The sequence below is a fragment of the Bacteroidota bacterium genome (assembly GCA_013360915.1).
Lineage (GTDB): Bacteria > Bacteroidota > JABWAT01 > JABWAT01 > JABWAT01 > JABWAT01.
Genome location: JABWAT010000001.1, coordinates 562,032 through 576,454, shown reverse-complemented (window position 1 = coordinate 576,454; position 14,423 = coordinate 562,032). Strand labels below are relative to the sequence as shown.

Here is a 14,423-nt window from a genome sequence, read left to right as displayed (position 1 = left end):
TTACAAATTCAGACCCCGAAAAAAAGTGGCTGCTGCAGGAATTGCACAGGTATTTATCCGGCCATCCCGAGGGAACGTTTTCCGAATTTGGTTTTCAGTAAATCGATCTGATGAGATAACCGGTTAAACCGATCGGTTTCCTGCCCGGAAAACAGATCATCTGCCTGATCATTGGCATGAACCAATCTGGAAACACCGAAACCCACCAGACGGATTTTCTTTTCAGGAGTCAGGTGAGTCTGCAAAAGTTCGAGTCCGCGGTTAATCAGGGTATAATCGTCATTAATAGCGTAGGGGAGCGTCTGAGCGTAAGTATGTGTTTCGAAGGTGGAATCGCGCAGTTTCAGGGTCAGGGTAAGGCCCTTCAACTGATGTTTCCTCAGGGTAAATCCGGTTTCCTGTACGCAAGACAGAAATTGTTTTCTGATATAGACCGGGTCACTGGAGTCTTCATGAAAGGTTGTCTCTGAGGAAACTGATTTGCGTTCCTGCTCTTCATCGATGGTGGCACGACCGATCCCATGAGCCTTCTGAAACAATTCGGAGCCGTATTTTCCGTACCAATCCATCAAGGTGGATTCTGGAATGGCCTGAAGGTCACGGACCAGCCGGATTCCCCGCTTATGCAGGGAAGATTCCATGGAGTCTCCGATTCCGGGGATGATGCTGATGGGAAGGGGAGATAACAATTCCTCTTCAGAGCCAGGGGGAACGAAAAAAATGCCATGTGGTTTGGCCAGTCTCGAGCCGATTTTCGCAATCAGCCGGTTTCGGCCGATTCCGCAGGAAGAAGGCAGGCCAAGCTGATCATCGATGTTTTTCTGAAGTAGTCTGGCCACTTCGACAGGTGACCTGAAAATGTATTGGTAAAGACCAGAAATATCCAGATAAAATTCATCGACCGAGGCCTTTTCGTACCGTGGAGCAAAGTCACGGATAATGGCAGTGACTTTTTTCGAGTAGGTGCTGTACAGTCCGCGGGTGCCATGCATAAAAATGGCTTGAGGACATGCTTTTGCCGCCCAGCGAAGCGGCATGGAACTGTAGACCCCAAACTGTCTCGCTTCGTAGGAACAGGCTGCCACCACGCCCCGTTCTGTCGGCAACCCGCCAATGATGACGGGTTTACCGATCAGTTCAGGGTTCACTAACCGTTCACACGAAACGAAAAAGGTATCCAGATCCAGATGAAGTATCATAGCGGTCAGGAGGCACGTGTATAGGCCGATCCACTTTTTCTGACAACCCCAATGACCTTGCCACCTATACGGAAACTCTGGTTTTCGCCGACATAAATGGGCTTGTATTTAGGATTCTGCGGTTGAAGACGAATTTGTTCTCCTTCATGGAAAAAGGTTTTTACGGTGGCTTCCTCGTCAATAATGGCCACCACAATGTCACCGTTTCGGGCGGTATCCTGATGTTTGATAATGACAAGGTCCCCATCAAGAATGCCTTCATCCTTCATGGAATCTCCCTGAACCTTCAGGGCAAAAATATTTCCGTTCTCGGCGAAGTAGTTTCCGAAATTGAGGTAACCGAGAATGTTCTCCTGTGCCAGGATGGGCGTTCCGGCAGCCACACGGCCGATAATCGGTATTCCATCAGGCATAAAATCGGGATCACCCGGTTGCATGACCACTTCGATGGCACGGGCTTTAAACCCCGATTTCTTAATGAAACCTTTCTTTTCCAGCGCCTTTAAATGATCTTTGACGGCCGTCAGGGAGGCAAACTGAAACTGGGCTGCAATCTCCTGAAACGAAGGGGGAAACCCCGTACGGGATTTGTATTGCAGGAGATAATGGAGGATTTGTTTTTGACGTTCAGTCAGTCCTTCTGCCATGGAAACTCCTGTATAAATGTTTACTGTATGTAAATGTACTGTATAAAAAAGCAGATATCAAGAGGGGTAGGCGTGTTCCGTTCCATTTTTTTGCCAGTTCTGGTTCTGTTGATGATCGCAGGTCAGACGCGGGCACAGGAATTTCAGGTCGATGTCTCTGTCAATGTGCAGAAACTGACCAATGATGCAGACCGTCAGGTATTGGGCGGTCTGGAACAAGCCATCCGGGACTACATCGGTCAGTACCGGTATACCAGTGATCCGACCTTCACTCCTGATAATCAGATCAGACTGACCCTCAGTTTTGTAATTGAAACCGCCTCGATGAACCGGAAATTTACCGGACAGATGTTTGTGGCTGCCTCACGGCCGGTTTTTGGAACAGGAAAACCAACCAGTCTGATCCGTTATACCGATAAACTTGTGGAATTTGAATTTTACACAGGGTATCAGCCACAGCATACCGAGCAGGCTTTTGAGTCGCTTTCCTCACTGCTCGATTTCTATGTCTATCTGATTCTGGGTCTGGATGCCGACTCTTATGATCCGCAGGGTGGGCAGATTTATTACGCCCGTGCTCAACGGATCGCTTCACTGTCAGGCGTAACCAGTGTCATTGGCTGGCTTCCTTCCACCACAACCTCTGACAGCCGGAAAGTCCTGATAGATGAGTTTCTGGATCCAAAATATATCAATTTTAGAAATGGTTTCTTTAAATTTCATTACGATGGGCTGGATGTGATGCAATTGAACCCCCTGACGGGCGAACAGGGAGTTATTGACGGATTGAGCCTCATTGCAGAAACGAACAAGAAGTATCCCAATTCGATCTGGAGAAGGTTGTTCTTCGATGCGAAGTATAAGGAGATCAGTGAATTTTTTGCTGCATCACCACCAGAAATCCGTCAACAGGTTTACCGGTTGCTTCAGTCTGCCGACCCCTCACACCTGAGCGAGTACCAGAATCTGCGATGAACCGGTTTTTCATCTGGTTCGTTTTCATCATTCTTCCGGTTGTAGGCGCTGGTCAGTCTCTTGGGCCTGTCCGGCTGATAACCGAGTCAAGATACGATAATATTGATTCCGGAAGGGACAAAAACCGGATTCAGGGAGCGTTGCGTTTGAACTGGCAAGTTCAGGTGACCGGAAACGGATCGGTGGCCGGACTGATTTCCACCGGAAATTCCTACACTTCACGCTGGGCCGACCTTCGTGATTTCAAGGTTCCCGGTCAACGATTTCCCTTCACGATGAATCTGCGCCATTTGTTCTGGCTCCAGACCGGAGAAAACTGGCGGATTCAGGCCGGAGCCATTCCGAGTGTGAAGGGATTTGTGTCAAGTACCGGTCTGGGGGGCAACGGTTGGATTGATGGAATGCGGGCTGACTATCGTTTTGAATCGCTTACTGCCGAGATGGTGGCCGGGAGTCTGTACGATGTGACCAACCCTAATTTTTTTGAACGCAGAATGCGGGCCAACTATGCGGAAGTGGAACTTTCCTTCAGAACCAGTAAGGTAATCAGTTTTGAAGTATCAGCCGAACAAGTCAACCGGACTACCTATGGCCGAAGTGAATACCGTCACCGGCTGAACGGGTCGGGGCCCGGATGGATCGAATTAACAGCCGAGGCGCTGGTCAATCTTACTGACCGGGCAGGTTCTGTGGGTCTGACTGCTGAAACAGACCTGCTTGCCTGGATCACTCCAGAATGGGAAAACCGGCTGGAATTGTGGGCTTACCTGAACCATACTGATCCTGCCATTGGAACCCGGGGCCGGCTGATGGATGACTTTTATACCACCGGTGGAACAGCTGCCATCGAGTTCGAGGTTCGGCTGAACGAAGAAGGCACCTTGTTCCTTTTCCAGAAATCGACTTTTGCGGATGTTTCACGGTTTGACATTGGCTTGAAACTGGATCTGAAAAAAAACTGATTTCCCGGTGAAACGGAATGAAAGGCGGCTCAACTCTGTTTAAACGGGTTGGACTTGTAAACAGAATTTGGTAAACTGCCCCCATTATGAAAAAATTTGATATTCCCGATATATACCGGTCGGTTATCATTACCCGTGTGAAGGAAATTCAGACAGCCAGGGATCCCCGCCGGCGGAATTTTACGCCGACCCTGCTCGATTTCGGACCGGTCCGGTTTGTAATCCCGCGTCATTTCGGTTTTTGCTATGGGGTACAGAATGCCATTGAAATTGCATACCGTACCATCGAGGAAAACCAGGGAAGACGGGTGTTTTTTCTTTCTGAAATGATTCACAATCCGACCGTGAACACCGATCTGCAGAAAAAGGGAGTCCGTTTTATTTATGAACCCAACGGACGGCAGATAATTCCCCTCGATGAGTTGTCTCCCGATGATATCGTGGTGGTTCCTGCCTTTGGAACCACGCTTGAAATCCAATCTGATCTTGAAAAGCGGGGGATCAATCCATACCGGTTCGATACCACCTGTCCGTTTGTGGAAAAGGTATGGAAAAAAGGAATTGAACTGGGTGAAAAAGGGTACTCCAACGTCATTCACGGAAAGTATAATCACGAGGAAACCCGTGCAACCCTTTCCCATGTATCAAAAGCAGGCCCTGCCGTGGTCATTCTCGATCTGGAAGAAGCCAATTTCCTGGCATCGGTGATCAGGGGCACCCAATCGGTTCAGGCGTTTCAGGATCGGCTGGGAAGTAAGGCAACACCCGGATTTAATCCGGAGACGGACCTTCAAAAATTTGGTGTGATCAATCAGACCACCATGTTGGCCACCGAAACGAAGTCCATTATGGAAGTGCTGAAACAGGCCGTCACCGATCGCTGGGGAACCGCTGAGGTCAGAATGCATTGGGCCGATACCGCCGATACCCTTTGTTATGCCACCAATGAAAACCAGACAGCCACTTTATCGGCTCTGGACCATCCGGCTGATGTGGCGTTTGTGGTGGGTGGCTACAATTCATCTAACACCTCTCATCTTGTTGAGCTGTGTGAACACCGGATGCCCACTTATTTCATTAAGGACCGTACAGAAATCCGGTCAGAAACCAGAATCCATCATTTTGACTGGCGGAATAAAACCTTGCAGGAAACCGCCGGATGGCTTCCTGTAAAAAACCGGATTCCCACCTTTCTGATGAATTCTGGTGCGAGTTGTCCCGATTCTACGCTGGATGGTGTGATTCTCCGGCTGCTCGACTTCTTTCCGGAGCATGCTAAGCCCGAGGAAGTATTGGCCCGCCTTGCCGACCAGAAACCGGTGGCCGAGGCTGGAGGACCGGTCTGATGGACCCCCGGCAAGGGAACTGGATTTGGCTGAGGGATCCGGGTTTACCGGTCCCGTTCGCCTGGTGCGTGTAATCTTCTGTTCAGTCATCCTTCCGATATGGATCTCACCTATTCCTCCGATATCCAGTTTGCACCCGGAATAGGTCCGGAACGTGCGAAAGCACTGCGTCAGGCCGGGATTGAAACCGTGGCTGACTTATTGGGAACCTATCCCCGCCGGTATCTGGACCGGTCTGCAATCTGTAAGATCAGGAATCTGCGGCATCAGACGGGTGTGGTGACTCTGATGGGAACCGTCACCCGTGCCGACCTGATTAAAAACAAAAACCGTGGTCAGCGGTTCTCGGTCATGCTCGATGACGGCACCGGCGTGGTCGAACTCATTTTCTTTCAGGGAATCAATTACCTGAAATCTGTTTTTTCCATCGGGGGATCCTTTGCCGTCTCGGGAAAGCCCGATGTGTTCGGAAGCCGGTTTTCTCTGGTTCATCCCGATTATGATGCGTTGAAGGATGATCAGGATGAACTGCAATTACTGAATACCGGTGGCATCATTCCGCTGTATCCTTCGGGTGACCTGTTGAAACGGATGGGGCTCGATTCCCGAGGATTCCGCCGGACCATTCTGAAGGTCATGGACCGGTTGAACTGGGCCACCGTCAGCGACCCGCTCGATGAGAAGTGGCGGGCCATGGCTGAGGTTCCTGACCGGGCTTCTGCACTGCAGTGGATTCACCGCCCCCAATCGCCAGAGCACTTGCAACTTGCCACCCGTCGGTTGAAGCTGGATGACATCCTGTCTTTTTCACTGGCCATGGAACTGCGAAAACTCCAGACAGAAACCAGTGACCGGGGACTCGCCTTTTCTGCACCCGATCAGTATACCCGTCAGTTTTATCAGGGATTGCCTTTCAAACTCACTCAGGGACAGATCGATGTACTCAGAGACATCCGGAATGATCTGAAGAAGCCGCATCCCATGAACCGCCTGCTTCAGGGGGATGTGGGAAGTGGTAAAACGGTTGTGGCAATGATGTCTATGCTGATGGCGGTCGACAATGGTTACCAGGCAGCACTGATGGCACCGACTGAAATTCTGGCCGAACAACATTATCAGACCATGACTCGCTATCTGAAACCCCTTGGTCTGGATGTGGTTTTGTTAACCGGTGGTCTGAAAAGCGCCGGCAGAACCACCGGAACGGGCATGTTGCAATCGGGACTGGCCCAACTGGCGGTCGGAACCCATGCACTTATCAGCGAGGGGGTTATATTCAAAAACCTGGGACTGATTGTGGTCGATGAGCAGCATCGGTTTGGGGTTCTTCAACGAGCCATGCTGCGCGCCAAGGGGCTGATGCCGCATGTGCTGGTCATGTCGGCCACTCCCATTCCCCGAACTCTGGCCATGACCGTTTATGGTGATCTGGAAGTCAGCCGGATCACCGAGTTACCGTCGGGTCGGCAACCGGTAAAAACCGTGATCATCAGGGATCTGGACCGTCCGCAACTGAACCGCACCATCGCCGATCAGATCAACCGGGGACGGCAGGTTTATTTTGTGTACCCGCTGATTGAAGAATCCGAAAAATCGGATCTGAAAGCTGCCACAGATGCTCACCGTGAAATTTCTGAGTGGTTTCCCGCTTACAAAGTCGGTTTGCTGCATGGCCGGTTACCTGTTCAGGAAAAGGATGAAATCATGGCATCCTTCAAAGCCAACCAGATTCAGATACTGGTTTCCACCACGGTTATCGAAGTGGGGGTAGATGTTCCCAATGCCACCGTGATGATTATTGAGCATGCCGACCGGTTTGGTCTGTCACAATTGCATCAGCTTCGGGGTCGGGTGGGACGCGGAGCCGAGGCCAGCTATTGTTTTCTGGTGATTTCAGATAAACTCACCTCAGAAGCCCGAGAACGGCTGACCACCATGGAGAGAACCAACAACGGATTTGAAATTGCCGAAAAAGACCTGGAAATACGGGGAGCCGGTGATATTCTTGGAACCCGGCAATCGGGATTACCCGACATGAAATTGCTCGATCTGGCCCGGGATTATCCCATCCTGCAACTGTCCGGACAGCTGGCCCGGGCAATTCTGGCCGATGATCCCCACCTCAGAAAACCCAGCCATGCATTGCTTCGCTCTCAGATAGTCACCTCTCATCAAGCCCTGATCAATCTGGCTGAAATTGCCTGACTGATTTCCTTTGTGCAGAGTGGCTGGTTTATAATTAATTATTATCGTATCTTTTTATCCGTAATATAGTTGGGTGGAGTGGTCATGAGACGGTTTCTGTTCCTTCCTCTTACTTTTCTTCTGCTGATTTTTCCTCTTCTGATTGCTGCACAGCCTATTCAGTATGGTCAGAATCCCACGATAAATGGTCTGCTGGAATCCATCCGGTCAGACAGCCTGATCCGCACCGTCCGGGATCTGGAGGCCTTTCAAACGAGATACTGCCTGAATGGGAACCGGTGGGAAGTGGCCGCCTATCTGAAAAAACGTTTTCTGGATATGGGGATCACCGATGTGAAACTCGATTCCTTTGTAATTAACCGGAATGGGACCGCCTACTGGCAGGCCAATGTGGTGGCCACCATTCCCGGAACACGGAATCCTGATGAACTGATGGTGATTGGCGGCCATTACGACAGCATCAACATGAATGATCTGAACCGGGCCCCGGGTGCAAATGACAATGCCAGTGGAACAGCAGGTACGCTTGAACTGGCACGGGTGGTCATGCAAACGGGTTTTAAACCGGATATTACCCTGAAGTTTGTGGCATTTGCAGCTGAAGAGTTGGGATTGTATGGTGGCTATTTCATGGCCAATACTCTGAAAAATCAGGGTAAAAAAGTAAGTCTGATGCTGAACATGGATATGATTGCCGTTGAGCGCCGGTCCAGACCCAACTGGTCGGTTCTTGCGTATTTCTACGGTGCACAGGATACCATGCCGGCAGTGGCGCAGAAATATGCTCCCTTGTATGCAGGGATTCAGGTCGTACCCGATTACAGTGGCAGTTCAGATCACGTTCCCTTTGTCCTGAATGGATTTCCTTCCCTGTTTTTTTTCATTGGTGATTCCGACCCCAATTACCACACCTCTGGTGACCTGCTGTCTGCCTGCAATCCGGACTACATGGAAGAAGTGGTTAAGATAACCGGCGCAGTTATGGTTGGTGAACAATGGCTGCCGAAGCCTGTCAGGAATACGGTGGTGCGCGATGGAGGGGATGGTCAGTCCCTGCATTGTTCCTGGACACCCGGATCAGGCAGACCAGCCAGTTCCTGGGTTGTGAAATTTGAGCAACCCGGCCGTGAGCCCGATTCGGTCGAAACAACCCAGCCTTCGGTCCTGATCACCGGACTCACAGAAGGACAATTCACAACCATCACAATCATTCCCCGCACGGGAGCAGAGGATTTTGGATTCCCGTCACAGGTAACCGGAACACCAGGGACCATTCCCTCTGCTGTCAGTGAGATTGCTGATACTCCGGATCAGACCTCTATTCACCTGACCTGGAAGGCCTCTCCCGAACTGGATGTAACCGGTTACCGCGTTTATCGTTCCGGACTCTTTGAAGAAAAAGGAGATCTGGTTTCCGGTGACCTGATCACCACTACATATTATGAAGATGAGCCCGGATCTACCGATGGGTATTGGTATTACCGGGTGGTTTCGGTGGATGGTGATGGAAATGAAAGCCATGAGGGTGAACCGGTCCGAAGCCGGCTGATTGAACTGAACCCCGGCATCTTACTGGTTGATGAAACGCTGAACGGAACGGGTGTTCTGCTGCAACCCTCCGATGATCAGGTGGATGATTTTTACTCGGAAACCCTGTCTGGCTGGTCGGTGACTTTTCATGATGCCGATGAAATGAAAGGCGCCAAACTGGCTGATTTGGGTCGTTATTCAACAGTGATATGGGTAGGGGACGATCTTGTTGACCAGACCATGGCTTTTGCTGCAGCAGACGATATCGGCTCCTATCTGCAGGCAGGTGGCCATTTTGTATATTCTGGTTATAAGCCTGAGCGTGCCTTTTATGACAACCCATCCAACACGGTTACTCTGCCGGAGGAATCCTTCATGCTGGAAAAACTGGGTGTGAAGGAAATATATCATGTGAACAGCACGTATTTTAATCATGCGGTGGCGGTTGATCCGGGAATGAATGACGTTCATCTGGATTCTTCCAAAACCAAATCGTCTATGAAATACCATCTGAACAACATCACCACGATGCAACCGGCCGAAGGAGCAGAAATATTACAGGTGTACGGCACAGGGTATGCAGATGGGACTGCAGCTGCCAAACTGAAAGGATTACCGGTGGCAATCAGAACCGGAAAGGGACCCGGTTCGGCAGTGGTTCTGACGTATCCGCTTTATTACACCAAACCGGCCGATGCAAAGCTGTTTCTTTCCGCCATACTGAATGATTGGGGCGAAACGGCCCTTGGTGCCGACTTGCCGGATGGGTTGCATGCCGACTGTCTGCATTTGTTTCCTGCCTGGCCGAATCCGTTTAACGGACAGGTTCGTTTGAAGTTTTACAATGGCCATGACCATGCCATTCAGCTGTCGGTCTTTGACATGCTGGGAAGGGAAGTCACCACCCTCGTCCGTGAAGAGTTACCCGCCGGGCATCATCAGATTTCCTGGAATCCGGTTTCGCAGGCTTCCGGTGTTTATTTCTGTGTGTTAAGGGCAGGCAATCAGACCAGTATGATCAAACTGGTGCTGGTAAAGTAAGGTATCTTCAGATCGGTCAACCCGCGCGAATCCTTTTTAAGGAGCACGTGTCCGGAAAAGTCCGGGAACCCGCCATTGTGAGGCAGATTCCCGGTTTTCAACTCAGTGACCGTGTCCTTCATGAAACTCGCCGTATTCAGCCAGTTTATTCAGCATGAAGTCCTTGATTTCATCGCGGCGTTCAGGTGTGCGGGCCTCGAACCGGACGACAATAACCGGCTGTGTATTCGATGCTCTGATCAGACCCCAACCGTCGCCAAACTGAACACGAACTCCATCTATATCAATGACCTGGTGATTGGCTTTAAAGAAAGTGACGGCCTGTTCGACCATTTTAAACTTGATGTCATCATTGGCGACATCAAGACGGGTTTCGGGTGTGGAGAAGTATTTAGGGAACTGATCATGATGGACCGATAAGGGTTCCTTTGAATGGGAAACCAGTTCAATTACACGGGCGCCATCGAAAATGGCATCATCAAATCCATAGTAATTATCGGCAATGAACAGGTGACCGCTCATTTCACCGGCAATAAGTCCGTTGATGTCCTTCATTTTATTTTTGATGAGGGAGTGACCTGTTTTCCACATGACTGGTTTTCCGCCGTGTGCCTCGATGTCTTCGATCAGGCCCTGAGAACATTTTACATCGAAAACGATTTCAGATCCGGGATTCCGTTTCAAAACATCCCTTGAGAGAATGGCGAGCAGCGCATCTCCCCGGATGACACGGCCGAGGTTATCAACCACTCCAATCCGGTCTGAATCTCCATCAAAACCGATTCCCATATCGGCACTGGTTTCCTTCACCTTGGCAATCAGATCGACCAGGTATTTATCCACTGTAGGGTCGGGATGGTGATTGGGAAAACGACCATCGGGCTCGGTGTACAGTTCAATCACTTCACAACCGATGGCTCTGTAAAATTCGGGAGCGATCAGCCCCCCGGTGGCATTGGCGCAATCGGTGACCACTTTCATTTTGCGTCCCAGTTTAATGCGGGACACGATATCGGCCATGTACTCTGGTTTAATGTTTTTTTCGACGACCGACCCTTTGCCGGTTTTGAATTGACCGGATTGGATGAGTTTAAGCAGGTCCTGAATGCGGGAGCCATAAATGGAATTGGTTCCGACCGAAATTTTAAATCCGTTATAATCGGCAGGATTATGGCTGGCAGTGATCATGATGGCGCCATCGACCGGTAATTTGAAAGTGGACCAGTAAGACATCGGTGAGGTGATTTCGCCCAGATCAATGACATGGAGTCCTGCATTGACAAATTCATTCACCACGATATCACGGAATCGTTTTCCACTTAACCGGACATCGCGTCCCACGGTTACTGTTTTACACTGGTGATTCAGAAAGTAGGTGGCCGCTCCTTTTGCCAGCAGAGTCACGGTGGCATCGGTCAGATCTTTGTCAACGATTCCACGGATGTCGTATTCGCGGAAAATTCCCGGGTTGATCATTTGTTATCTCCTGAGTTTAAACGGGTAAAGGTAAACAGTTTCGCTTTCAGTTAAAAACCGGTCTGGCCGATATGCCAAAACTGTACCAACTGTCCGTCGGGAGCATGGGTGATTAATGAAATCAGTCGCGGGTAGAGAAAGAATTATTTTCGGGCTACTTTTGTTCTTTCCCCAAAAACGGAGATCCGGGTTGTGACCAAAGGACAACGACTTTTTCTGATTCTGATGGCCTTGTTCCTCACGTTCCTGATCATGGCTGAAGTGACTGCTTCCAAATTTATTCAGGTTGCCGGATTCACCATGACCATGGGGGTGATTCCATTCCCGGTCACCTTTATCATCACCGATCTGCTGAACGAGTACTATGGCCGCCGGGGTGTCCGGTTTGTTACCCTGGTGGGTATGGTCATGCTGGTTGTGGTTTTTGCCCTGATCATGATTGATGTGAATATTCCGGCTGCCCCGAATTCACCCGTATCTGATGAGGCATTCCGCATGGTTTTTGCGAATTCGGGGATGGTGATCATCGGGTCGATGATTGCGTACCTGATCGGGCAAATGATCGACATACAGGTATTCTATCTCATCAGAAAGGGAACCGGTAACCGCCATATCTGGCTGCGGGCCACCGGTTCTACCATCGTCTCACAACTGGTGGATTCGCTGGTGGTGTTGTACATCGCCTTTGGCTCACAGATGGCTCTGTCAGAACTGACCTCAATCGGGCTGACCAACTACATTTATAAATTTTTAATTGCCTTATCGATTACACCTGTCATTTACTTCGCGCACTGGGCGGTGGACCGGTATCTGGGTGATGAAGCCAGATTTCTGACAGAGACGGCGCGTGACGACAAAAGTTTTGAACTGATTCCCTGGAAACGACCATGAGTTTACATCCTGTCCGATTAAGCTATATAGAAAATCCCTACCTGAGAACACGCCGGAAGACCCACGAGGTCCTGGTTGGCGGCATCGGGATTGGTGGCAACAACCCCATCCGGATTCAATCCATGACCACCAGCGATACCATGGATACAGCAGGTACCGTGGAACAGGTCCGCAAACTGATTGAAGTGGGATGTGAAATTGTGCGGATCACCGCACCAAGCATCAAGGATGCCGAGAATCTGAAAAACATCCGCGACGAGATGAAACGGCAGGGATTATCGGTGCCGCTGGTGGCCGATATTCACTTTACCCCGAACGCTGCAATGAAGGCAGCTGAGTTTGTGGATAAAGTGCGGATTAATCCGGGAAATTATGCCGACCGGAAAAAATTTGAAGTCAGGGATTATACTGAATCCGAGTATCAGGAAGCATTGGATTACATCCACGAAAAATTTGCCCCGCTGGTGAAGAAGTGCAAGGAAAATGGCGTGGCCATGCGGATCGGGACCAATCACGGGTCGCTGTCTGACCGGATCATGAACCGGTATGGTGATACCCCGGAAGGCATGGTGGAATCCGCTCTGGAGTTTTTGCGGGTAGCCGAGTTGTACGATTACCGCAACATTGTGCTTTCAATGAAATCGAGCAATACACAGGTTATGATTCAGGCCTACCGGTTGCTGGTTGCCCGAATGAACGGTCTGGGAATGACCTATCCGTTACATCTCGGTGTGACCGAGGCGGGCGATGGCGAAGATGGTCGCATCAAATCGGCTATCGGAATTGGTGCTCTGCTTGAAGATGGAATCGGAGATACCATCCGGGTGAGTCTGACCGAGGATGCCTGGTATGAGATACCGGTAGCGCGTGCCATAGCGGCCACTTATCAGTCACCGCAAACGAAAAAATATGCCATCAGAATGGAATCGGATACCGTCCGGGATTTCATGGATTTTACCCGGAAACCGTCCGATCAGGTGAAGGGTAACCGGTTAAATCTCGGAGAAAAAGGATTGATCCGTGCCGGGGTTTCCCTCGATTCACTTCCTTCTCCGGAAGATTTTGTTGCCTTGCTGACCGAACACGGACCTTCCGGACCGGGTGATGAACCCGTGCTGGAAATGATTGAATTTCCGGTAAGAAACGAAGCCGATGTACTGGATGTGTTTCAGCTGGCCGCCCAAAGCCGACGCCTCCCTGTTGTGCCCGAAATGGGAATCCGGGTTGAAAATCCCGATCTGGTTCCGGCGCATCTGCCTTATCAGATCCGGTTTATAAACTGGGTTCTGACCGATGAAGATGTATTGGCTGGTGCCGCCCGTTACCGGGTGACCGACCGGCCTCTGATTCTGACAGTCAGGCAGGGGAACTGGAACTGGTCGGGTGTGCTGCAGGATGTGATTGACATTCTGAAACAGAACGGGGTGACTTCGTTGCTTTTATCGGGTGAAACCGATGATTCCTGGATCAGTTTTTATCGGGAACTGATCGAGTGCCGTCACCTTACCGGAGAGGAAATGCCGCTGGTTCTTTCCCTTTCATCACCCGGATTATCCGGAGACGATGTGCTGGGTTTATCGGTCAGGGCCGGTTCCATGCTGACCGATGGTTTCGGAGATCTGGTTCTGCTGGGCGGACCTGCTTCCGCGGGTGACAAGAAACGGGTCATGTTCAACATTCTTCAGGCAGCCCGTCAGCGGACCGTGAAAACCGAGTATATTTCCTGTCCATCCTGTGGACGCACATTGTTCAATCTTCAGTCCACCACTGAGCGGATCAAATCGAAAACGGGTCATCTGAAAGGGGTTAAAATTGCCATCATGGGCTGTATCGTGAACGGTCCCGGTGAGATGGCAGATGCCGATTTCGGATACGTCGGATCGGGTCCGGGAAAAATTGACCTCTATGTTGGCAAAGAACTTGTGAAAAAGGGGATACCGCAGGAACAGGCCGATGAAACCCTGATTGATCTGATCCGGGACCATGGAAAATGGGTGGAGGCCTGAGGAAAGGAGACAGGAGACAGAATTCAGAATTCAGAATTCAGAATTCAGAATTCAGAATACGGAATACATCCTGTCAATAAACACGGGGACCTGAATGTGGAATGACTCCATCTCCGCCGGAGAGGGAAAGGGGAGAGGGTCTATT

Annotated in this window: 10 protein-coding genes; 7 read left to right on the top strand and 3 right to left on the bottom strand. The window is 50.4% G+C overall.

Annotated elements, in window-relative coordinates:
* Positions 1-53 precede the first annotated feature (53 nt).
* Both dinB and lexA read right to left on the bottom strand, forming a co-directional pair.
* Positions 54-1,199, bottom strand: coding sequence for a DNA polymerase IV (gene dinB, locus HUU10_02440; protein ID NUQ80444.1), 1,146 nt, complete (start codon positions 1,197-1,199; stop codon positions 54-56).
* 5 nt (positions 1,200-1,204) lie between these two features.
* Complete coding sequence (gene lexA / locus HUU10_02435) at positions 1,205-1,846, bottom strand: transcriptional repressor LexA (protein ID NUQ80443.1); 642 nt, start codon at positions 1,844-1,846, stop codon at positions 1,205-1,207.
* Positions 1,847-1,918: 72 nt separating this feature from the next.
* On the opposite strand from lexA, the gene HUU10_02430 reads away from it, so the two are divergent.
* From HUU10_02430 to HUU10_02410, 5 genes are all read left to right on the top strand, one after another.
* Positions 1,919-2,821 (top strand): DUF4835 family protein, encoded by a 903-nt coding sequence (locus HUU10_02430; protein NUQ80442.1) that lies wholly within the window; start codon positions 1,919-1,921, stop codon positions 2,819-2,821.
* Positions 2,818-3,783, top strand: a complete 966-nt coding sequence (locus tag HUU10_02425) for a hypothetical protein (GenBank protein ID NUQ80441.1) — start codon at positions 2,818-2,820, stop codon at positions 3,781-3,783. Before HUU10_02430 ends, HUU10_02425 begins: the two co-directional genes overlap by 4 nt.
* A gap of 86 nt (positions 3,784-3,869) precedes the next feature.
* The gene (ispH, locus tag HUU10_02420; protein ID NUQ80440.1) at positions 3,870-5,129 is read left to right on the top strand and encodes a 4-hydroxy-3-methylbut-2-enyl diphosphate reductase; all 1,260 of its coding nucleotides are present in this window, start codon (positions 3,870-3,872) and stop codon (positions 5,127-5,129) included.
* A 99-nt stretch (positions 5,130-5,228) separates the two neighbouring features.
* Positions 5,229-7,334, top strand: a complete 2,106-nt coding sequence (gene recG, locus HUU10_02415; protein NUQ80439.1) for an ATP-dependent DNA helicase RecG — start codon at positions 5,229-5,231, stop codon at positions 7,332-7,334.
* Positions 7,335-7,418: 84 nt separating this feature from the next.
* Complete coding sequence (locus HUU10_02410; GenBank protein ID NUQ80438.1) at positions 7,419-9,905, top strand: M20/M25/M40 family metallo-hydrolase; 2,487 nt, start codon at positions 7,419-7,421, stop codon at positions 9,903-9,905.
* Positions 9,906-10,007: 102 nt separating this feature from the next.
* On the opposite strand, the gene HUU10_02405 is transcribed toward HUU10_02410, so the two are convergent.
* Complete coding sequence (locus HUU10_02405; protein ID NUQ80437.1) at positions 10,008-11,381, bottom strand: phosphomannomutase/phosphoglucomutase; 1,374 nt, start codon at positions 11,379-11,381, stop codon at positions 10,008-10,010.
* 225 nt (positions 11,382-11,606) lie between these two features.
* On the opposite strand from HUU10_02405, the gene HUU10_02400 reads away from it, so the two are divergent.
* Positions 11,607-12,272, top strand: a complete 666-nt coding sequence (locus HUU10_02400; GenBank protein NUQ80436.1) for a queuosine precursor transporter — start codon at positions 11,607-11,609, stop codon at positions 12,270-12,272.
* The gene (gene ispG, locus HUU10_02395) at positions 12,269-14,278 is read left to right on the top strand and encodes a (E)-4-hydroxy-3-methylbut-2-enyl-diphosphate synthase (GenBank protein ID NUQ80435.1); all 2,010 of its coding nucleotides are present in this window, start codon (positions 12,269-12,271) and stop codon (positions 14,276-14,278) included. Before HUU10_02400 ends, ispG begins: the two co-directional genes overlap by 4 nt.
* Positions 14,279-14,423 lie beyond the last annotated feature (145 nt).